Genomic DNA, 21,833 nt, shown 5'->3' with positions numbered 1-21,833 from the left:
TACGAGACCGCAGCAGTACTTCAGGGCCAACGAGCCAGGCCCTAGCCGTAACGACCGGTGATGTAGTCTTCTGTCTGTTTTTTCGCCGGGTTGGTGAACAGCGTGTCGGTATCACCGAACTCGACCAGTTTGCCCATGTACATAAAGGCGGTGTAGTCGGAGACCCGCGCCGCCTGTTGCATGTTGTGGGTCACGATGACAATGGTGTACTTGGCTTTCAGCTCGTAGATCAGCTCTTCGACTTTCAGCGTCGAGATCGGATCAAGTGCCGAGCACGGCTCATCAAGCAGCAGGACTTCCGGCTCCACAGCGATGGTACGTGCGATCACCAAACGTTGCTGCTGACCACCGGACAGTCCCAGTGCCGACTCGTGCAGGCGGTCTTTGACCTCCTCCCACAGTGCCGCACCCTTGAGCGCCCACTCGACCGCTTCATCGAGCACACGTTTTTTGTTGATGCCCTGAATACGTAGCCCGTACACCACGTTTTCATAGATGGTTTTCGGGAACGGGTTGGGCTTCTGGAACACCATGCCGACGCGGCGACGCAGTTCAGCCACGTCTTCGCCCTTGCGATAGATGTCGTGGCCGTACAGGTTGATGGCGCCTTCCACACGGCAGCCATCAACCAGGTCGTTCATCCGGTTGAACGTGCGCAACAAGGTTGACTTGCCGCAGCCGGACGGGCCGATAAAGGCGGTCACGCGTTGTTTCGGGATGTTCATGCTGACGTCGAACAACGCCTGCTTGTCGCCGTAGAACAGGCTCAGACCCGGCACTTCGAGCGCAACGGTTTCATTCGCCAGATTCAGGCCTTGCTTATCGCGTCCCAGGGCGGACATGTTGATGCCATGGGTATGGGTTTCGTGCTGCATAGGGTTACTCCATACGCTAACAATTCGTTTCATCGAACCGCCCTCCTCGCATGAGTGGGCGGCGCTCTTCAAATCAGCTATCCAGCGCTTTGTACTTCTCGCGCAGGTGGTTACGAATGGCCACCGCAGACAGGTTGAGCAAGGCGATCACCAGTACCAGCAGCAGCGCCGTGGCGTACACCAGCGGCCGCGCGGCTTCGACGTTCGGGCTCTGGAAGCCGACGTCATAAATATGGAAGCCCAAGTGCATGATCTTCTGGTCAAGGTGCAGGTACGGGTAGTTGCCGTCCACCGGCAGCGACGGCGCCAGTTTCACTACACCCACCAGCATCAACGGCGCCACTTCACCGGCAGCACGGGCGACCGCCAGAATCATCCCGGTCATCATCGCCGGGCTGGCCATGGGCAGCACGATCTTCCATAGGGTTTCAGCCTTGGTTGCGCCGAGTGCCAGCGAGCCCTCGCGAACGGTACGCGGAATACGCGCCAAGCCTTCTTCGGTGGCAACGATCACCACGGGAACGGCCAGCAGTGCGAGGGTCAGAGACGCCCAGAGCAAGCCTGGCGTGCCGAAGGTCGGCGCTGGCAAGGCTTCAGGGAAGAACAGCCGATCCACCGAACCGCCGAGCACGTAAACAAAGAAACCCAGACCGAATACCCCGTACACAATCGCCGGCACCCCGGCCAGGTTATTCACCGCGATACGGATCAACCGGGTGACCGGGCCTTGCCGTGCGTACTCTCGCAGGTACACCGCAGCCAGAACGCCGAACGGAGTGACGATCATGGCCATGATCAAGGTCATCATCACAGTGCCGAAAATCGCCGGGAAGATCCCGCCTTCGGTGTTGGCTTCACGCGGGTCTTCGCTGAGGAACTCCCACAATTTCTTGAAGTAGAAACCAAGCTTGGTAAAAGTGCTCATGGCATTCGGTTGGTAAGCGTGAACCACTTTGCCAACGCTGATCACCACTTCGGTGCCGTTGGCATCGCGGGCTGTCAGGCTGTCGCGATTGAATGCCTCATGCAACGAGCCCAGTCGCCCTTCAATCGCTTGGTAACGAGCGTCCAGTTCGGCGCGCTCGCTGTCCATGTCCGCTTGAGCGGCAGCATCGAGCTTGCCGTCGAGTTCCAGTTTGCGTTTGTGCAGACGCAGACGCTCGATGCCATGGTTGATGGCACCAATGTCTTTTTTCTCGAGCCTGCCAAGCTCACTGGCCAGGGTTTCGACGCGCTTGATTCGCTCTTGAAGAATCGGCCAGGCTGCTTCACCTTCGGCGATGACTTTGCCGTCTTCCTTGAGGTTGACCAGATAGCCGTAGTAGTTACCCCACTCACGTCGCTCCAGGGTCATCAGCTCGGCAGGTTTGCTCTGTTCCGTCAGCCATTCGCCGACAACCCAGGTGAAATCGCTTGGGTTGGTATCACGGTTACCGACCTTGAACAGCTCGCGAGTCATGAACTCCGGACCCACATCGGGTACCGGCAAGCCCGCACCCTTGAGGCGAACGCGAGGTACTTCCTCGGCCTGTACCACTTCACCGATCAATACATGGTTAGTCTGATTGGGCACGTTGTACTGCGCGCGCACCACATCAGCCGGCCAGAAGTGACCCAAGCCACGGACGGCGATCACTGTCAGCAAGCCCAGAGTCATGATCACCGCGATGGACACAGCGCCCGCGCTCATCCAGACGCCAGGGGCACCGCTCTTGAACCAACTCTTGAGGGAGTTCTGTTTCACAGACTTCTACCTTCCTTAGAGAGACGAATATTTCTTGCGCAGACGCTGACGAATCAGCTCCGCTAAGGTGTTCATCACGAAGGTGAACATCAGCAGCACCAGCGCTGCCAGGAACAGCACTCGATAATGGCTGCCGCCGACTTCGGACTCTGGCATCTCAACCGCGACGTTCGCCGCCAGAGTACGCATGCCTTCGAACAGGTTCATGTCCATGATCGGTGTATTACCGGTGGCCATCAGCACGATCATGGTCTCGCCGACAGCGCGGCCCATGCCGATCATCAAGGCCGAGAAAATGCCAGGGCTGGCGGTGAGGATCACCACCCGCGTCATGGTCTGCCATGGCGTCGCACCCAGGGCCAGCGAGCCCAGAGTCAGACCGCGCGGCACGCTGAATACGGCGTCTTCAGCGATGGAGTAGATGTTCGGAATCACTGCGAAACCCATGGCCAGCCCGACCACCAGTGCGTTGCGCTGATCATAGGTAATGCCCAGGTCGTTGGTGATCCACATGCGCATGTCGCCGCCGAAGAACCAGGTTTCCATATACGGGCTCATGCCCAACGACAACCAGCCCACCAGCAACACCACAGGTATCAGGATCGCGGCTTCCCAACCATCCGGCACTCGCAGCCGGAATGACTCAGGCAAGCGGCTCCAGATAAAGCCCGCCAACAGAATACCAATCGGTGTCAGCAGCAACAGGCTGAAGATCCCCGGCAAATGCCCTTCCAGATACGGCGCCAGAAACAGGCCAGCGAAAAAGCCGAGAATCACTGTCGGCATCGCTTCCATCAGTTCGATCACCGGCTTGACCTTGCGGCGCATGCCCGGGGCCATGAAGTAAGCGGTGTAGATCGCAGCGGCAATCGCCAGGGGCGCCGCCAGCAGCATCGCGTAGAACGCCGCTTTCAAGGTGCCGTAGGTCAATGGCGCGAGGCTCAGCTTGGGCTCGAAGTCAGTGCTCGACGCAGTGGACTGCCAGACGTACTTCGGTCCGTCGTAGTTTTCGTACCAGACCTTGCTCCACAGCGCGCTCCACGAAACTTCCGGGTGCGGGTTGCGCAGGCTCATTGGCAGCAACTTGCCGCCCTCTTCGACGATGACCTCGTCAGCACGTGGCGACAGTCCCATGACACCTGGGCCCTGAGCCACCTGATCGACCAACAGCGTGCGATGCGCGGTGCTATGGAACACCCCGAGCTTGCCGGAAGCGTCGAGGGCGACGAAGCCTTTACGGCGCTCTTCGCCGGTGATTTGTACGATCGGCGTGGTGCCCATCTGGAAGTCACGGATGTGCTCCAGGCGCAACTCGCCGTCGGTATCGCGGGCCATGAACCACTGAGCCAGACCGCCCGTGGTGCTGCCGATAATCAGCGACACACCGCCGACCAATTGCGTACTGGCGGAGACTTCAGCGTTACCGTCTTCCAGCAGTTTGTAGCGGCCGTTGAGGCTGCGATCACGCAAGCTGAAGACGTCGGCCTGAGCGCGACCGTTGATCACGTACAGCCACTGCTGGCGCGGATCGATAAAGATTGCCTTGACCACTTCGGTCATGTGCGGCAGTTCGATGCGGGTCAACTCGCTGGTGGTCTCCCCGGTCATCATGTTTTCTTCCTGGGACAAGGAGAGCACATGCAATTGCGAGCCGGTGGAACCCGCTACCATCAGGACTTTGTCGCTGGCGTTGAGGCTGACGTGCTCCAAGGGCCGGCCTTGTTCGTCCAGGCTCAGCGCCGCTTCGCCAAATGGATACGTGATGGTCGGACTGATGGTCTTGACGTTGCCCGGGTAGGTGATCAGGTAGTTGTGTTTGAACACCAGTGCCTGACCGTTGGACAGACCCAGCACCATCAACGGGCTGCCTGGCTGATCTTTACCGATAGCCGTCACAGTCGTGCCCGTCGGAATCGGCAAGGCGACATGCTTGAGCTCGGTCCCGTCGTCGATGCGGAAGAACAGCGCTTCACCCTTGTCGGATACTCGCAGGCCAACCTTGTTCTGCTCTTCGATGGCAATCATCAGTGGCTTGCCCGCATCCTGCATCCAGGCCGGATTGAGCGCCTTCTCGGTGGTCAGTTTCGCACCTTGGAACAAGGGCGCGACCACGTAAGCAAGATAGAAGAAAATCAGCGTAATAGCGGCCAGCACTGCCAGGCCACCGACCAGTACATACCACTGGGTCAGACGGTCTTTAAACGCGCGTATACGGCGTTTTCGCTTGAGCTCGGGCGTATTGAAGTCAATTCGCTCGGGAGGGGAATTTTGAGTCATGGTGGAATTGGCCAGATCATTCATGCGCTCACCCTAGCGGTCCTTTATTACAAAAACATGACAATGCGGTGACGCAAAAAATCCGCAGCCCAAAAGTACTGGCAGCGGACTACGAAATTAGTAGCGGGACCCCGTTGAATCAGGTCCCGCTCAGGTATTGAGATCGGGGCAAAAAGTGCGTGCCCCGCGTCAACCCTTACTTAGCAGCGCCTTCCTGCAAGCCCAGGTCAGCCAGTGCTTTTGCAGCAACCTTGGCTGGCAACGGGATGTAACCGTCTTTGATCACGACTTCTTGACCCTGTTTAGACAGGACCATTTTCACGAACTCGGCTTCCAGCGGTGCCAGAGGCTTGTTCGGCGCTTTGTTCACGTAGATGAACAGGAAGCGCGACAGTGGGTATTTGCCGTTCAGTGCGTTTTCTTCGCTGTCTTCGATGAATTCAGTGCTGCCTTTCTTGGACAGGGCAACCGTCTTCACGCTGGACGTTTTGTAGCCGATACCTGAGTAACCGATGCCGTTCAACGAGCTGCTGATCGAGCTTACAACCGAAGCAGAACCTGGCTGTTCGTTAACGTTAGCGCGGAAGTCGCCTTTGCACAGGGCTTCTTCTTTGAAGTAGCCGTAAGTGCCGGATACCGAGTTACGACCGAACAGTTGGATCGGTTTGCCAGCCAGGTCGCCGGTCACGCCAACATCACCCCATGTTTTGGCTTCGGCTTTGGCGCCACACAGACGGGTCGCGGAGAAGATCGCGTCCACTTGTTCCATGGTCAGGTGCTGAATCGGGTTGTCTTTATGTACAAAAATAGCCAAGGCATCGACCGCGACCGGGATTGCAGTTGGCTTGTAGCCGTACTTCTGCTCGAAAGCCGCCAATTCGGTGTCTTTCATTTTGCGGCTCATCGGGCCCAGGTTCGAGGTGCCCTCAGTCAACGCAGGTGGTGCGGTGGCCGAACCGGCTGCTTGAATCTGAATGTTCACGCTTGGGTATTCTTTTTTGTAAGCCTCAGCCCACAAGGTCATCAAGTTTGCCAGGGTATCGGAGCCGACACTGGACAGGTTACCCGAGACACCGGTGGTCTTGGTATAGCCTGGAATAGCTGGGTCAACAGCAGCAACCGCAGTGGCGGTGGCAACGCCTGCGGCGACGAAAGTCAGAGCCGCCATCAATCGCTTAAGTCTCATGCCTTGCTCCTAGCAAAATTGGATAGGTATTGGATCGACGCCAAGTATCTAAGGGCCGTGTGAACACTCTATGAAAGCAATGTGACAATTAGATGAAAGGCCATCATCGACTTTCAATGATAGCCGTTCAGTTCAGGAGGGGGCGGCGGCATTCGCCCAGCAGGCAAGGCGATTCAACACTCAGCGTTGCTTGCGCAACAAATGGATGCCAATCAGCATGCCCATGACGCAGAGGGCTGCCACGTACCAGGCCGGCCCCATTGGACTGGTCTTGAGCATGAGGGTCACCACCATCGGCGTCAGACCGCCAAATATCGCGTACGCCAGGTTGTACGAGAACGACAGTCCCGAGAACCGCACGGCTGCCGGAAAGGCCTGGACCATGACGAACGGCACCGCACCGATGACGCCGACAAATAACCCGGTGACGGCGTACAACGGAAACAGCCAGTCGGGGTGCGCCAAAAGGCTGTGATAGAACGTCCATGAACTGACAAGCAACGCCAGGCAACCGAGGATAAACACCCAGCCAGCGCCAAAGCGATCCGCCAGAGAACCCGCGCCGACACAGCCCAGGCTCAGGCAGACAATCGCCAGACTATTGGCCTTCAGCGCCGTCGCGGGGGAGAAGCCGTAAACCGTTTGCAATACCGTTGGGGTCATCAGGATCACGACGATGACGCCAGCCGACAACAGCCAGGTCAATAGCATCGATAACAGGATCGCCCCGCGATGGTCGCGCAACACGGCCTTGAGCGGCACCTCTTCGGCCAGCGCCTTGCGCAGCTGCAGCTCGGCGAAAACCGGCGTTTCATGCAGCCAGCGGCGCAGGTAAACAGACAGCAGACCAAATACGCCCCCAAGCAAAAACGGAATCCGCCATGCGTAATCGAGCATCTCCTCAGCGCTGTAGAGGCTATTGATCAGGGTGGCGACCAGCGAACCCAGCAAAATGCCCGAGGTCAGGCCGGCGGTCAGGGTGCCGCACGCGTAGCCAATGCTGCGCGGCGGCACATGCTCGGACACAAATACCCAGGCGCCAGGCACCTCACCGCCAATCGCCGCACCCTGAATAACCCGCATCAACAGCAGCAGAATCGGCGCCCACAGGCCAATCTGCGCGTACGTCGGCAACAAGCCCATGATCAGGGTCGGTACGGCCATCATGAAAATGCTCAGGGTGAACATTTTCTTGCGCCCCAAAAGGTCGCCGAAGTGCGCCATAACGATGCCACCCAGCGGTCGCGCCAGGTAACCGGCAGCAAAAATACCGAAGGTCTGCATCAGTCGCAGCCACTCAGGCATATCCGCAGGGAAAAACAACTTGCCGACCACAGTGGCAAAAAACACGAAAATGATGAAGTCGTAAAACTCCAACGCTCCGCCCAAGGCAGAAAGCGACAAGGTCTTATAGTCGCTGCGGGTCAGCGGGCGCGAGGGCTGCACGGTACTTGAGGACACAGTGGACATGGCAAGGGCTTCTCTTGGGATTGCTGAGCATCAGCAACGCTGGCTGAGGCTTGACGGCTTGCACACTTCCTCACTAAGGAAAACGCTGACATGGGCATCAAAATTGCCCTTATAGCGAAAAGTACAGAGTCGATCGGGTCCGGCACGATAGCAAATTCTCTAAAAAGCACACAGTCAGGCGCTTTACGCAGTCAAAATGAGAACCGAGTGGTCGTCGCATGGTCCATCGATCGATATACTCGCAGACCGTAAGAGACAATCCAGCGTACTCCGGGTTGCTGTGCGAAATCGCCGCTGAGCCCAATCCAGCCGCTTTCGCAGAGTTTCCCCTTAAGGCATCGCTGAAAGCGGATGAACGCAATTTGTTCATGAACATCGTTTTCACTGAGGCCTGTTAACCGCACCAAAACATTAAAGAGTCATGGGTCGAGGCACCCTAGGCATGATTGAACTCGAACAAGAAGATCCGATACCGCAGGGCGACCTTGCATTGCAAATTACTGCTTTGCCCCGCGAAACCAATGGTTTCGGCGATATTTTCGGCGGCTGGCTGGTCTCGCAAATGGACTTGGCGGGAACTGCCATGGCCAGTAAAGTCGCTGGCGGCCGCGTTGCGACCGTAGCCATTGATCGCATGGCATTCCTGATCCCGGTCGCAGTCGGCGCGCAATTGTCCTTCTATACCCAGGCCCTGGACATCGGCCGCAGCTCGATCCAGATGATGGTCGAAGTATGGAGCGATGACCCACTGTCCAGCGAATGGCGCAAAGTCACCGAAGCGGTGTTTGTGTTCGTCGCCATCGATGGTAGCGGCCGCACTCGCTCGGTACCGGCACGGCGATAAGCCTGGGTATCGGTCTGCTGGGGTAAAATCGTTGACTGTCGCACGGTCTACTTTTATCACTGTACTTGAGTGAGCACCCCCGCATGCCAACGCCCCATGTCGAATCCGTCAAACTCGGTGAGCTCAACTGCTGGCGCATCCGCCACGGTCAGGCCGAGTTACTCGTCGCCCAGCAAGGCGCGCACATCCTCAGCTACCAAGTGGACGGCGAGCCGCCACTGATCTGGCTAAACGACAAAGCTGTCTTCAAACAAGGCAAGCCGATCCGCGCCGGTATTCCGATTTGCTGGCCCTGGTTTGGCAATCTGGAGCGCAACCCTGCCAGCGTACAGGCGATGCGCAACAGCAGCGAACCGGCCAACGCCCACGGCGAAGTCCGGGTACTAGACTGGGAATTGCTGGGCATTGGCAATGATGGCGACGCGTTACTCGCCGAATTCGTATTGCCGCAGGCTGAAGGTCATTTGCCTGGTTGGCCGCATAACGTCGCCCTCAAACTGAGCATTCGTCTGGACGAGCAGTTGCATGTCAGCCTGCTCAGCTACAACGCTGGCACCGAAGACGTTACCTTCAGCCAGGCATTGCACAGTTATTTCGCGGTCAGCGATGCACGACAGGTCCACGTCGAAGGCCTGGACGGCTCGCGTTACCTGGACACATTGAAAAACTGGGAAGACGAGCATCGGCAGGACGGCGACCTGCATTTCACGGCCGAGACGGACCGCGTTTACCTGGACACACCGCACCATCTGAGCATCGTCGATCCGGGCTGGCAGCGACGGATTCAGATCATGACCAGCGGCTCAAAGTCAGCGGTGCTGTGGAATCCGTGGGTCGACAAGACCAGGACCTTAAGCGACATGGCCGAAGACGGCTGGCAGCACATGGTTTGTGTCGAGACCGCCAACGTCCTGTCCGATGTCGTCACGTTGGCGCCAGATGCCATGCACACCCTGAGTGTCAGCATCTGGGCCGAGCCGCTGGCGGCGTTGCCGGAAGCGTAACCGCTACAGGTCCGCTTCGACCACGACGCGGACCTTCGAAGCATCCAGCGCGTAGGCCGCATCGGCCATGTTATTGCTGACCGCCTCGACCTTCAGCGTGCCGATCACCCACAGCGGCGTGTAGATATCGTCCAGCTTCAGGCCTTTTGGATAACGCACCAGCACCAGTTGATTGGGTGGCGGCGGCGGCACATGGATGCATGCGCCCGGATATGGCACGAGGAAGAACAGGGTACTGCGGCCTTTCGCGTCTGTTTCCAGCGGCACGGGATAACCACCAAGACGGATATTTTTGCCATTCATGGCGGGTACGGTCTTGGCCGAGTACATCACGGCAGGCAAGCCTTTGCTCTGCTTCAAACCGCCTTTGCTATCGAACGTCCCCTGCGCTTCCGGGGAGTTGTGATCGATTTCAGGCATGGCCTCGAGGGCTTTTTGATCCGACTTGGGCATCAGCTCGAGCCAATCGGTTTCTGGCAGCTCGGCGCGGGCCAGCCCGGAAGCCAACAGCAGCGCTATAAGGAGGAGACGGCGCATGGGAGAGCTCGGCAATGTATGTGGTCTCACTAGCTCTCTGCGCAGCAATAGCGCAGAGAGCCGATGAATAACTGTCAGTCTTTTTTGATCATGCCGTAAAGCACCAGCAGCACCACCGCACCCACCAATGCGCCGAGGAAACCCGCGCCCTGGCCTGCCTGATAAATGCCCAGCGCCTGACCCCCGTAGGTCGCAGCCAGCGAGCCCCCGATACCCAGCACAATGGTCATGATCCAACCCATGCTGTCATCGCCTGGCTTGAGGAAGCGAGCCAGCAAGCCCACGATCAAACCGATAAAAATGGTTCCGATAATACCCATGCCTTTTCCTCTGTATTAATTGGACGAACCAAGGCCTGATGACGGCATTAGCGTCCTGTCATCAGAGAACCGCTGGCAGGATTGGTTCCACATGCGTCTATTGCAGCTATTACAGCTTGATCAGCGCTTCGACTTTTTTGATCTGCCGATCAAGGGTGGCGCGATCAGCACAGCGCAAGGTGGCGTGACCCACTTTGCGCCCAACCTTGAACGCCTTGCCGTAGTGATGCAGATGGCAGTCATCGATGGCGACGACCTTGTCCACAGCCGGCACTTCACCGATGAAGTTGAGCATGGCGCTTTCGCCGACCTTGGCAGTGGAGCCCAACGGCAAACCCGCCACCGCCCGCAGGTGGTTTTCGAACTGGCTGCACTCGGCGCCTTCGGTGGTCCAATGCCCCGAGTTATGCACACGGGGTGCAATCTCGTTGGCCTTCAAACCGCCATCGACTTCAAAGAACTCGAACCCCAGCACGCCGACATAATCGAGTTGCTTGAGTACGCGACCGGCGTAATCCTCAGCCAGCGCTTGCAGCGGATGCGCGGTGCTGGCAATCGACAGACGCAAAACCCCATTTTCGTGGGTGTTGTGCACCAGCGGATAGAAGCGCGTTTCGCCATCGCGGCCGCGCACGGCAATCAGCGACACTTCACCCGTGAAGGGCACGAAACCTTCCAGCAAACAGGCAACACTGCCCAACTCAGCAAACGTGCCGACCACATCAGCCGCTGTACGCAGTACTTTCTGGCCCTTGCCGTCATAACCGAGGGTGCGGGTTTTCAGCACGGCAGGCAGACCAATGCTGGCCACTGCGGCGTCCAGATCGGCTTGCGACTGGATATCAGCGAAGGTAGGCGTTGGAATGCCGAGGTCCTTGAACATGCTCTTTTCGAACCAGCGATCACGGGCAATCCGCAGCGCTTCGGCACTTGGATAAACCGGCACGAACTGCGACAGGAACGCCACGGTTTCTGCTGGCACACTTTCGAATTCGAAGGTCACCAGATCGACTTCATCGGCCAACTGGCGCAGATGATCCTGATCGCCGTAATCGGCACGCAGATGTTCGCCCAACGCAGCGGCACAGGCATCCGGCGCCGGGTCGAGAAAAGCGAAACTCATGCCTAGCGGGGTCCCTGCCAGAGCCAACATGCGACCCAACTGGCCGCCACCGATTACACCGATCTTCATGGAAAAACCTCAGGCGTCGCGTGGGTCTGGATTGTCCAGGACGCTGTCTGTCTGCTCAGCGCGGAATTTCTTCAGCACTGCATGGAATTGCGGGTGCTTGGCGCCGAGGATACTGGCCGACAACAATGCGGCGTTGATTGCGCCCGCTTTGCCGATAGCCAAGGTCGCCACAGGAATCCCGGCAGGCATCTGCACGATAGAGAGCAGGGAATCAACGCCCGACAACATCGACGACTGTACGGGCACGCCCAGCACGGGCAGATGAGTCTTGGCCGCACACATACCTGGCAAATGAGCCGCACCGCCAGCACCGGCAATGATCACTTCAATGCCACGGGCTTCAGCCTGTTCGGCGTACTGGAACAGCAAATCCGGCGTCCGGTGGGCTGACACCACTTTGACTTCGTAAGGGATGCCTAGCTTTTCCAGCATATCGGCGGTGTGGCTAAGGGTGGACCAATCGGACTTGGAGCCCATGATCACGCCAACCAGTGCGCTCATCGTCGTGCCTCTTCTATTGGACGCCCGCAGGCGCGTCAAAAAACAAACAAGCCACGCGGGAGAACCGGCGTGGCTTGCTGTACGAATTATGGCCGGTCGAACCGGCCAAAGGCCGCGCAGTATACCGTAAAGCACAGGGAAGACAGCCCCCTTGGTGACCATCTGTCCGCAGGGCCCTGGCGAGGTCTGCACACGGCACCCGCGACCGAAATCCTTCATGGCAAAAGGTCCTACATCTTCTGTACGCAACTTACTACTTTAGGTGACGCCAACAGCAACTAACAAATCGCAACCGTTTCGGCTTAGCTGCTTTCATGTCTGAAGCAAACACAGTTCCGGGCAGACCCCGTCATCCAGTACGGACATTAATCAACGAAAACTATCGCCATCGAGATCGCCCATGCTCATTCATTTAAGAACACTCGCTTTAACACTAAGCACCCTGCTTACGATCATCATTCCACCGGCTTCCGCTGATGAGAAATTCACGAAAACTCCGCTCTACTTCTATGTATTTCTGCACGACGATATCCCACAAGCTGAACGCGAAAATATCGCTAAAGACTACTTCTCGTGGCTGCGCAAGGACCTTGAAAGCTTCACCCGGCGCAGGGTGTACATAGACTTCATACAGAACGTCGCGCCCATAACCCAATACCCGTATCAAGGTGAAAACCTGACAAAAATACTGGACGGCTGGCAACGAGAAGTGAATGACTACATCGACAAAAACAATCTGCCCATGAACAGCAGAACCAAGTATTTGCTGTTAACACACGAAAAAATAAACGGGATGACTTTGGGTGTCGCCAGAGACAAGAGTTACGCAGGCATTGCATCGCTGGGCAGTTACTCTGCCGCCGCGCATGAAATAGGTCATCTGCTCGGCGGGACGCATGAGCACTCAGAAGTTTTATTCAAAGGCAGTTGGTGGTGTGAAACCAATATATTCCCGACCCGCATCAACGTAAGAGCGAACTGTTACCACTACAGCGACAAAAACAAAGAAGCCATCGCCGCTTATTTGAGCGAATCGCCTTAAGCACTCAAGACGCACCCTGTGCCGCACCGCCTTCCAGCTTGCGCCACAACAACCGCACGTTGGCCTTGCGTACCAACGCACAACGGTACAAACGAATTTCCAGCGGCACATGCCATTGTGGGCCACCACACACCACCAACTCACCCCGCGCCAGTTCAGCACGCACGCTGAGCTGCGGCACCCAGGCGATGCCCAGGCCTTCGAGCGCCATGCTTTTCAGGCTGTCCGCCATGGCTGTTTCGTAGACCGTAGTGAAGCGCAAGCTGCGCTGACGCAGCAGCAGGTTCACCGAGCGCCCCAGAAATGCTCCGGCGCTGTAGGCGAGCAACGGCACACTGGCATCGCCTTCAAGGTCGAATAACGGTTGGCCGTTGGCGTCTGCCGCGCAGATGGGCAACATCTCCGTATGCCCAAGGTGCAGCGAGGGGAAAATTTCAGCGTCCATCTGCAGCGCCGCATCCGGGTCGTAGAACGCCAGCATCAGATCGCAACCGCCCTCACGCAACGCATGTACCGCATCGCCAACGTTGGTCGCCACCAGCCGGGTGGCAATGTTCAGCCCTTCGTTACGCAGCTGGGCAATCCAGCGCGGGAAAAAACCCAAGGCCAAAGAGTGCGCCGCCGCGACTTGCATGACTTCGCCCTGCCCGCCCTCCAGGTGATGCAGATGACGCAGCACCTCGCCAAGCTGCTCGACGACGGTGCGCGCGGTTACCAGAAACAGTTGTCCGGCAGCCGTCAGCTCGATGGGCGTGCGCGAGCGATTGACCAACGTCAGGCCCAGTGCCGACTCAAGGCTGCGAATCCGGCGGCTGAAAGCAGGTTGCGTCACGAAGCGACGCTCGGCCGCCTGGGAAAAACTGCGGGTGGCGGCCAGGGCACTGAAGTCCTCCAGCCATTTACTTTCCAGGTTCATCACGTCCTCCAATCACGGCAGGGACGGACTTGCAACGACCCGCCCCGCACCTGCAAAAAAGCAACTACATCTTGTTCATACGCTCGTCACAATCGTAACGTCACATCGACATTATGCCGTTTGTGCATAGGCCAGCGCTTAACAGCATTAGCCCAAAATTGCCCACAAGCCTAGCATCAGCGGCGTTCCGGCATTATCCGTGCCTTTCTTGAGACTATCTCTATCATGTCCTCCGCTGCATCATTGCGCATCGAAAAAGACCTGCTTGGCGTCCTTGAAGTACCCGCTGAAGCGTACTACGGCATCCAGACCCTGCGGGCGGTGAACAACTTCCGTCTCTCCGGCGTTCCGATTTCGCATTACCCGAAGCTGGTCGTGGCCCTGGCCATGGTCAAGCAAGCCGCCGCTGACGCTAACCGCGAACTCGGTCACCTCAGCGAAGCCAAGCACGCTGCCATCAGCGAAGCCTGCGCCCGTTTGGTTCGCGGCGATTTCCACGAGCAGTTCGTGGTGGACATGATTCAAGGCGGCGCTGGCACTTCAACCAACATGAATGCCAACGAAGTCATCGCCAACATCGCGCTGGAGGCCATGGGCCACAGCAAGGGCGAGTACCAATACCTGCACCCGAACAATGACGTGAACATGGCGCAGTCGACCAACGACGCTTACCCGACGGCAATCCGTCTGGGCCTGCTGCTCGGTCACGACGCCCTGCTCGCCAGCCTCGACAGCCTGATTCAGGCATTCGCCGCCAAGGGCCAGGAATTCAACCACGTTCTGAAAATGGGCCGTACCCAGTTGCAGGACGCCGTGCCGATGACCCTCGGTCAAGAGTTCCGGGCCTTCGCCACCACCTTGAGCGAAGACCTCAATCGTCTGCGCAGCCTCGCTCCGGAACTGCTGACCGAAGTGAACCTGGGCGGCACCGCCATCGGCACCGGCATCAACGCCGACCCCCGCTACCAGCACCTGGCCGTATCGCGTCTGGCGCTCATCAGCGGTCAACCGCTGGTACCTGCCGCCGACCTGATCGAAGCCACGTCCGACATGGGCGCCTTCGTCCTGTTCTCCGGGATGCTCAAGCGTACTGCGGTCAAGCTGTCGAAAATCTGCAACGACCTGCGCCTGCTGTCCAGCGGCCCACGTACCGGCATCAATGAAATCAACCTGCCAGCACGTCAGCCAGGCAGCTCGATCATGCCCGGCAAGGTCAACCCGGTTATCCCGGAAGCGGTCAACCAAGTGGCTTTCCAGATCATCGGCAACGACCTGGCACTGACCATCGCCGCAGAAGGGGGTCAATTGCAGCTGAACGTGATGGAGCCGCTGATCGCTTACAAGATTTTCGACTCGATCCGCCTGCTGCAACGCGCCATGGATATGCTGCGCGAGCATTGCATCGTCGGCATCACCGCCAACGAAGCACGCTGCCGCGAACTGGTCGAGCACTCGATCGGCCTGGTCACCGCCCTGAACCCATACATCGGTTATGAAAACGCCACCCGTATCGCCCGCATCGCTCTGGAAAGCGGCCGTGGCGTACTGGAACTGGTGCGCGAAGAAGGCTTGCTCGACGACGCCATGCTCGCCGACATCCTGCGCCCGGAAAACATGATTGCGCCACGCTTGGTGCCATTGAAGGCCTGACCTTCAGCCCCAGGCAGCAACACGCTCACCAGGCTGAGAGACTAGACACCTCTCTCCCTTTTGAGGGCCCGAAGATCACTCTTCAGGCCCTTTTTTTTGCCAGCTTGTTTTTACTTTTCACTAGACACGCCATAGCCTTGGCCGATCACCCAAAGGAGAAGTGCCATGAATCGCGAAACCCCGCCACCCGCTCAGCAGGTCATGGTGCTCTACACCGGCGGCACCATCGGCATGCAGGCCAGCGCCAACGGGCTGGCTCCGGCTTCGGGATTCGAGGCGCGGATGGCCGAGCAACTGGCTGCCCAACCAGAACTGAAGGTACCGAACTGGCGGTTTCGCGAACTACTGCCGTTGATCGACAGCGCCAACATGACCCCCACCTACTGGCAGCGTCTGCGTGAAGCGGTGATCGAGGCCGTGGATGTCGATGGCTGCGACGCGGTATTGATCCTGCACGGCACTGACACCCTGGCCTACAGCGCGGCGGCGATGAGCTTTCAGTTGCTCGGGCTGAGCGCACCCGTGCTGTTCACCGGTTCGATGCTGCCCGCTGGCGTCGAGAACAGTGATGCCTGGGAAAACCTCAACGGCGCCCTGCTTGCCCTGGGCCAAGGCTTGGCGCCGGGCGTGCAGCTGTACTTCCATGGCGAGCTACTGGCACCGACCCGCTGCGCAAAAATTCGCAGCTTTGGTCGTCATCCGTTCGCCGCGTTGCAGCGCTCGCGGGAGGGTAAGTCGGCGCAGTCTGTGCCCGCTGCACTGGATTACCGTCAGCCGAAAAGCATCGCCAACGTCGCCGCGCTGCCCTTGTTTCCCGGCATCAGTGCGCAACATCTGGATGGTTTACTCGACAGCGGGATTCAGGCGCTGGTCCTGGAATGCTTCGGCAGCGGCACGGGCCCGAGCGACAACCCGGCATTCCTCGCCAGCCTGCAACGCGCCCGGCAACGCGGCATCTGCGTGGTTGCCATCACTCAGTGTCATGAAGGCGGCGTCGAACTGGACATCTACGAAGCCGGCAGTCGTCTGCGCGGGGTTGGCGTACTGTCCGGCGGCGGCATGACCCGCGAAGCCGCGTTCGGCAAACTCCATGCGTTGTTGGGCGCAGGGCTTGCGCAAGATGAAGTACGACGCCTGGTTGAGCTGGATGTGTGTGGGGAGTTGCGATAACCGTCAGGCCGCCTTCGCGGGCAAGCGCGCGCCCATTAGGGCGCGGCATACAACTTGCTCCACTCCCGGTTGTTACCCACCGCCGGAATTCGCTCATGCTGCATTCCCATCTCACCACCCTCAATGCCGTGTCGCTGGTACTCAGCACCTTCGAGGCTGAAGGTTTGTCCGGCGATGCGCTGCTGGCAGGCAGCGGGATCACTGCTGCGGACTTGGGCAGGCCCGATATTCGTATCGCCACCCACCAGGAAATGCAGGTCTGCGCCAATGCCGTTGCACTGCGCAAGGAAATCGGCCTGGAGTTGGGACGGCGCATGCACGTGTCATCCTATGGTGTCCTCGGTTACGCCCTGCTCACGAGTGCCACCTTAGGTGACGCCTTGCGCCTGGCGCTGATGTATCCGGCGCTCTTGGGAACACTGTTCGAACTGCGCCTGCATGACGATGGCGACCGCGTCTGGCTAAGCGCCAGCGATTACCGCGACAGTGAATCGCTGGCGGTTTTTAACGCCGAGCTGTGCCTGGCCTCGCTGAAAGTCATTTGCGATGACTTGCTCGGCAAGCCCCTGCCATTACTCAGCGCACGTTTCGCCCACGACGCCCCTGATTACACCGCCAGCTATCACGAAAGCTTTGCCTGCCCGTTGCAGTTCAACGCCCCCTTGTATGATCACGCCTTCGCCTTTGACAAACGCTGGCTTGAACAGCCGTTGCCGCTGGCAGACCCGATCACCCATCGCGACATGCACGCACGCTGTCGCCGGCAAAATATCGAGTTCACAGGTCGCCAGGCCTGGCTCGAACGCATCCGCCAATTGCTCGCCGCCCAACTTAGCTGCGCACCCGGCCTCGGCGGTCTGGCGCAACAGATGAACTGCTCGGAGCGCACGTTGCGCCGGCACTTGCAGGCACTGGGTAGCAGCTACCAACAATTGCTCGACGAGCTACGCTTCGAGCGAGCCAAGCACTTGCTGCATGAGGCCCGGTTACCCATCCACCGCATTGCCGAGGAACTGGGCTTCAGCGAGACCGCGAGCTTTCGTCACGCCTTCCTGCGCTGGAGCGGCGTCGCGCCCAGCCACTTCCGATTCTGATGCTGTTTGCACCCTCGCCTCGGTTTAGGGCGTGACGCCTCAATAAGAGGCGATATCCGGTCAGTGTTATTGGCCATATTTATCCCCTTTTGGCCGTTGCCGTCGTTCACTGATCCGCCGCGCACCGCAAGAATGAGGCACAGCCACAGCCCTAGGGGAGAATAAGAAGATGCTGACGATCTACTCGGATGATCATCACTTGCACCACGGTCGCTGCGAACTGATAGACGGGCAACTGATGCCCTGCTTTGAAATGCCCTCGCGCGCCGATCACATCCTGCAACGCGTACAGGCACGCCACCTTGGTCCGGTCGAGACGCCGCGTGACGCTGGTCTTGAACCGCTGAAGCGCATTCACAGTGAGGCGTACCTGACGTTTTTCCAGGGCGCATGGCAACGCTGGGCCGAGTTGAACCATGAAGGCGACTTGCTGCCCTTCACCTGGCCTGCGCGAACCTTGCGCGAAGTAATTCCTGCCAACCTGTTGGGTCAGTTGGGTTATTACAGCTTCGATGCCGGCGCACCGATTACCGCGGGCACCTGGCAAGCCGCCTATAGCGCAGCGCAAGTCGCTCTGACCGCTCAGGCCGCCGTCGAAAATGGCGCTCGTAGCGCGTTCGCATTGTGCCGACCACCCGGCCATCACGCCGCTGGCGATTTGATGGGCGGTTACTGCTACCTGAATAACGCCGCCATCGCCGCTCAGGCATTTCTCGATCAGGGCCGGCAGAAAGTGGCGATTCTCGATGTCGATTACCATCACGGCAACGGCACTCAATCGATCTTCTACTCACGCAACGATGTGCTCTTTACCTCGATCCACGGCCATCCTGAAGCCGAGTTTCCCTTCTTCCTCGGTTACGCCGACGAGCATGGCGAGGGGCCGGGCGAAGGTTTCAACTTCAACTACCCGCTGGCCGCTGGCAGCGACTGGGACCACTGGAGCGCTGCGCTGGAACAGGCCTGCAAGCAAATCGAGGCCTACGCCCCGGACGTGCTGGTGATTTCCCTCGGTGTCGACACGTTCAAGGACGATCCCATCTCGACGTTCAAGCTCGACAGCCCGGACTACCTGCGCATGGGTGAGCGCATCGCCCGTCTCGGCTTGCCGACGCTGTTCGTGATGGAGGGCGGTTATGCCGTCGAAGAAATCGGCATCAATGCCGTGAATGTGCTGGAAGGTTTCGAAAGCGCCTGACCCCACCGACTTATCAGGAAGATAACAATGAACAGACTCAAACGTCTTATTGCACCCGCCCTGTGTGCTTCCCTGCTCTGCGGCGCGGTCCAGGCCGAAGAGCAACGCACGCTGCGCGTTTACAACTGGTTCGACTACATCACCCCGCAGACGCTGGTGGACTTCCAGAAAGACACCAAGACCAAACTGATTTACGACATTTTCGACACCAACGAGGCGCTGGAAGCCAAGCTGCTGACCGGCAACTCCGGGTATGACGTGGTCGTACCGTCCAACGTGTTCCTGGCCAAGCAGATCGAGGCCGGGGTATTCCAGCCGCTGGACCGCAGCAAATTGCCGAACTGGCCGCACCTCGACCCCAAGCTGATGAAACTCCTGGAAGCCAACGACCCGGGCAATAAATTCGCGGTGCCCTACATGTACGGCACCATCCTGATCGGCTTCAACCCGGACAAGGTCAAGGCCGCGCTGGGTGACAATGCACCGGTCGACAGCTGGGACCTGATCTTCAAGGAAGAGAACATCAGCAAACTCAAACAGTGTGGCGTGGCCCTGCTCGACTCACCGTCTGAAATCATGCCGCTGGCCTTGCAGCACTTGGGCTTGCCGCCAAACAGCACCAAACCGGCCGACTACGCCAAAGCCGAAGCACTGATGCTGAAGATCCGTCCGTATATCACCTACTTCCATTCATCGAAGTACATGGCGGATATCGCAAATGGCGACATCTGCGTGGCCGTCGGGTACTCGGGCAGCTTCTCGCAAGCGGCCAACCGCGCCAAAGAAGCCAAGAACGGCGTGGTCGTCGACATGCGCCTGCCTAAAGAAGGTGCCCCGATCTGGTTCGACATGCTCGCCATCCCTAAAGGCGCCAAAGACCCTGAAGACGCCTACACCTTCATCAACTACCTGCTGCAACCGAAGGTGATCGCGCCGATCAGTGATTTTGTCGGCTACCCGAACCCGAACAAGGACGCCACTGAGCTGGTCGATCCGGCGATTCGCAACAACCCGAATCTGTACCCGACCGAAGCGGCGATGAAAACCCTCTACACCCTGCAACCCCTGACGCACGATGCGGAGCGGGCGCGTACACGCGCCTGGACCAAGATCAAGTCGGGGACCTGATGCTGGAGCGGGCTTGCTCGTGATGCGGTATGGCTGACATACAGCATCACACCATTCGCATACAGGAAGCACGTAAGGCTTGTCGAACTTACGCCTTCCAGGCGTGCCGCAACTTGGCCAGCGCCTCGTGAATACCGGGTTCAGGCACCGCCGCAAACCCCAATACCAAGCCTGCCCGGTTATCCACGGGCGCGCTTGAGTCTGGCAACCAATAGTCGCTCAGCGGGTTGATTTCGACGCCTACACCTGCAGCCTTGGCCACCAGTTCACGCTCGCGCGCCAGGCTGTCCACGGGCACGGCGACATGCAGCCCCGCCACCACTTTGGGCATCGCCCCGCACCCAGGCACGTCTTCAGGCCAGCCTGCCAACAGCGCATCGCGACGACTCAGAGCCGCACGGCGCATGCGCCGGATGTGTCGCTGGAAATGCCCGGCAGCAATGAATTCAGCCATTACAGCCTGCGTACTGACTTCGGAGTGCCGCATGTCCAACGCCCGCCGTTGACCGAACGCACTCACCAATCCCAACGGCAGCACCAGATACCCCAAGCGCAACGCCGGAAAGGCGATCTTGCCAAAGGTGCCGACATACAAAACACGCCCGTGCCGATCCAGTGCCGCCAAGGGCGCCAGGGGCGCACCGCTATAACGGTACTCGCCGTCGTAATCGTCCTCGACGATCCAGCCTTGGGTGCGCTCGGCCCAGGCCAACAACTCCAGGCGCCGTGCCAGGCTCATCGTCACGCCCGTGGGGTATTGGTGCGACGGGGTGACGTAGGCCAGTGTGTAATCACCTTGCGACAGCGAAGTGCACTGCATGCCCTCGTTATCCACTGCGATACCGTGCAAGCGCGCACCGGCGATGGCAAACGCATGACCGGCCGCGCGGTAGCCGGGATTCTCCACCGCGACCGCATCACCCGGCGCCAACAGCAGCTGTGCACAAAGGCTGATCGCTTGCTGTGCGCCACTGGTGATCACTATTTGCTCAGCGCTGCAGTGCAGACCACGCGAACTGCGCAAATACGCTGAAATCAATTCACGCAGGCGCCAATCCCCGGCCGGCTCGCCGTACCCCAGCGTCCCAAGATCCGGCTTTCGCCAGAAAGCCGCGTGTAACTTACCCCAAACACCGAACGGGAACAGGTCAAACGCTGGCACACCGACCCGAAAGGCTCGCGGCGCATCGCCCTTTGGCTGGGGTAAATGATGCTGTTGCAGAAGGTTGAGCGCTGGGCTGTGGATAACTTTATTGGGTAAAAAACCAGGCATTTCGGGTGTGTTTGTGGATAAACCTGTGGGTAAGCCTGTTAACAACCCTGTGGATGGTTTTGTGGATAAGTAATTTGATGTGCGCTTCGTTGCACTCGGCTTTGTCGGTAATTGCGCAACGTAAGTGCCATCCCCGATACGGCCTTCGATGAAACCCTCGGCGTAGAGCTGGTCATAGGCGCGCATCACGCTGTTGCGCGAAATGGACAGCGACGTCGCCAGGTCGCGAGTAGCCGGCAGACGCGTGCCACTGCTCAGACCACCGTCGAGAATCCGCTGGCGCAAGAGTTGATACAGCTGCCGGCTTAGCCCGCGACGACGATCAAGTTCGATACCCGCAGGGTTGAACGGAAAAGACAGCGCGCTGGCGGACATGACATTGGCCCTACTAAATTGACGTGGAATGGCTCTT

19 protein-coding genes are annotated in these 21,833 nt (G+C 58.8%); 8 read left to right on the top strand and 11 right to left on the bottom strand.

What is annotated here, in order from left to right:
• Positions 1-41 precede the first annotated feature (41 nt).
• The 5 genes from pstB to ACVBEG_RS24780 all read right to left on the bottom strand — a co-directional run bounded on the left by pstB (position 42) and on the right by ACVBEG_RS24780 (position 7,552).
• A complete protein-coding gene (gene pstB, locus ACVBEG_RS24800) occupies positions 42-875 on the bottom strand; it encodes a phosphate ABC transporter ATP-binding protein PstB (RefSeq protein WP_219063106.1) in 834 nt (277 codons plus the stop codon).
• Between the two features lie 73 nt (positions 876-948).
• Positions 949-2,565: a phosphate ABC transporter permease PstA gene (pstA, locus tag ACVBEG_RS24795; RefSeq protein ID WP_447108488.1), complete on the bottom strand. Its 1,617-nt coding sequence runs from the start codon at positions 2,563-2,565 to the stop codon at positions 949-951.
• Between the two features lie 69 nt (positions 2,566-2,634).
• On the bottom strand, positions 2,635-4,920 hold the full coding sequence (locus ACVBEG_RS24790) for an ABC transporter permease subunit (RefSeq protein WP_330200932.1): 2,286 nt from the start codon (positions 4,918-4,920) through the stop codon (positions 2,635-2,637).
• 172 nt (positions 4,921-5,092) lie between these two features.
• A complete protein-coding gene (locus tag ACVBEG_RS24785) occupies positions 5,093-6,082 on the bottom strand; it encodes a phosphate ABC transporter substrate-binding protein PstS family protein (protein ID WP_219063083.1) in 990 nt (329 codons plus the stop codon).
• A gap of 180 nt (positions 6,083-6,262) precedes the next feature.
• Complete coding sequence (locus tag ACVBEG_RS24780) at positions 6,263-7,552, bottom strand: MFS transporter (RefSeq protein WP_322177025.1); 1,290 nt, start codon at positions 7,550-7,552, stop codon at positions 6,263-6,265.
• A 442-nt stretch (positions 7,553-7,994) separates the two neighbouring features.
• On the opposite strand from ACVBEG_RS24780, the gene ACVBEG_RS24775 reads away from it, so the two are divergent.
• Both ACVBEG_RS24775 and ACVBEG_RS24770 read left to right on the top strand, forming a co-directional pair.
• A complete protein-coding gene (locus tag ACVBEG_RS24775) occupies positions 7,995-8,396 on the top strand; it encodes an acyl-CoA thioesterase (protein ID WP_322177026.1) in 402 nt (133 codons plus the stop codon).
• A gap of 83 nt (positions 8,397-8,479) precedes the next feature.
• Positions 8,480-9,400, top strand: a complete 921-nt coding sequence (locus ACVBEG_RS24770) for a D-hexose-6-phosphate mutarotase (RefSeq protein WP_322177027.1) — start codon at positions 8,480-8,482, stop codon at positions 9,398-9,400.
• Between the two features lie 3 nt (positions 9,401-9,403).
• Here ACVBEG_RS24770 and ACVBEG_RS24765 read toward each other — a convergent pair whose 3' ends face one another.
• The 4 genes from ACVBEG_RS24765 to purE form a co-directional block, all read right to left on the bottom strand.
• Entirely contained in the window at positions 9,404-9,937 is a 534-nt protein-coding gene (locus tag ACVBEG_RS24765; protein ID WP_322177028.1) for a DUF3299 domain-containing protein, read from the bottom strand.
• Positions 9,938-10,011: 74 nt separating this feature from the next.
• Positions 10,012-10,257: a GlsB/YeaQ/YmgE family stress response membrane protein gene (locus ACVBEG_RS24760; protein WP_322177029.1), complete on the bottom strand. Its 246-nt coding sequence runs from the start codon at positions 10,255-10,257 to the stop codon at positions 10,012-10,014.
• A 109-nt stretch (positions 10,258-10,366) separates the two neighbouring features.
• Complete coding sequence (locus ACVBEG_RS24755) at positions 10,367-11,449, bottom strand: 5-(carboxyamino)imidazole ribonucleotide synthase (RefSeq protein ID WP_322177030.1); 1,083 nt, start codon at positions 11,447-11,449, stop codon at positions 10,367-10,369.
• A gap of 9 nt (positions 11,450-11,458) precedes the next feature.
• Complete coding sequence (gene purE / locus ACVBEG_RS24750) at positions 11,459-11,950, bottom strand: 5-(carboxyamino)imidazole ribonucleotide mutase (RefSeq protein ID WP_219063090.1); 492 nt, start codon at positions 11,948-11,950, stop codon at positions 11,459-11,461.
• Between the two features lie 400 nt (positions 11,951-12,350).
• On the opposite strand from purE, the gene ACVBEG_RS24745 reads away from it, so the two are divergent.
• Positions 12,351-12,992 (top strand): hypothetical protein, encoded by a 642-nt coding sequence (locus tag ACVBEG_RS24745; protein WP_322177031.1) that lies wholly within the window; start codon positions 12,351-12,353, stop codon positions 12,990-12,992.
• Positions 12,993-12,996: 4 nt separating this feature from the next.
• On the opposite strand, the gene ACVBEG_RS24740 is transcribed toward ACVBEG_RS24745, so the two are convergent.
• On the bottom strand, positions 12,997-13,908 hold the full coding sequence (locus ACVBEG_RS24740; RefSeq protein WP_322177032.1) for a LysR substrate-binding domain-containing protein: 912 nt from the start codon (positions 13,906-13,908) through the stop codon (positions 12,997-12,999).
• Positions 13,909-14,133: 225 nt separating this feature from the next.
• Between ACVBEG_RS24740 and aspA the strand changes: the two genes are divergently transcribed.
• From aspA to ACVBEG_RS24715, 5 genes are all read left to right on the top strand, one after another.
• The gene (gene aspA / locus ACVBEG_RS24735) at positions 14,134-15,558 is read left to right on the top strand and encodes an aspartate ammonia-lyase (RefSeq protein WP_322177033.1); all 1,425 of its coding nucleotides are present in this window, start codon (positions 14,134-14,136) and stop codon (positions 15,556-15,558) included.
• Positions 15,559-15,723: 165 nt separating this feature from the next.
• The gene (locus ACVBEG_RS24730) at positions 15,724-16,728 is read left to right on the top strand and encodes an asparaginase (protein ID WP_447108383.1); all 1,005 of its coding nucleotides are present in this window, start codon (positions 15,724-15,726) and stop codon (positions 16,726-16,728) included.
• A 95-nt stretch (positions 16,729-16,823) separates the two neighbouring features.
• Positions 16,824-17,822: an AraC family transcriptional regulator gene (locus ACVBEG_RS24725; RefSeq protein WP_322218605.1), complete on the top strand. Its 999-nt coding sequence runs from the start codon at positions 16,824-16,826 to the stop codon at positions 17,820-17,822.
• A 169-nt stretch (positions 17,823-17,991) separates the two neighbouring features.
• Complete coding sequence (locus ACVBEG_RS24720) at positions 17,992-19,020, top strand: histone deacetylase family protein (protein WP_322218608.1); 1,029 nt, start codon at positions 17,992-17,994, stop codon at positions 19,018-19,020.
• 27 nt (positions 19,021-19,047) lie between these two features.
• Positions 19,048-20,148 (top strand): polyamine ABC transporter substrate-binding protein, encoded by a 1,101-nt coding sequence (locus ACVBEG_RS24715; protein ID WP_322177037.1) that lies wholly within the window; start codon positions 19,048-19,050, stop codon positions 20,146-20,148.
• Positions 20,149-20,236: 88 nt separating this feature from the next.
• Here ACVBEG_RS24715 and pdxR read toward each other — a convergent pair whose 3' ends face one another.
• Complete coding sequence (gene pdxR, locus ACVBEG_RS24710; RefSeq protein WP_322177038.1) at positions 20,237-21,796, bottom strand: MocR-like pyridoxine biosynthesis transcription factor PdxR; 1,560 nt, start codon at positions 21,794-21,796, stop codon at positions 20,237-20,239.
• Between the last annotated feature and the right edge of the window lie 37 nt (positions 21,797-21,833).

The sequence above is a fragment of the Pseudomonas sp. GG8 genome (assembly GCF_052976945.1).
This window is presented reverse-complemented; position numbering and strand designations above follow the sequence as displayed.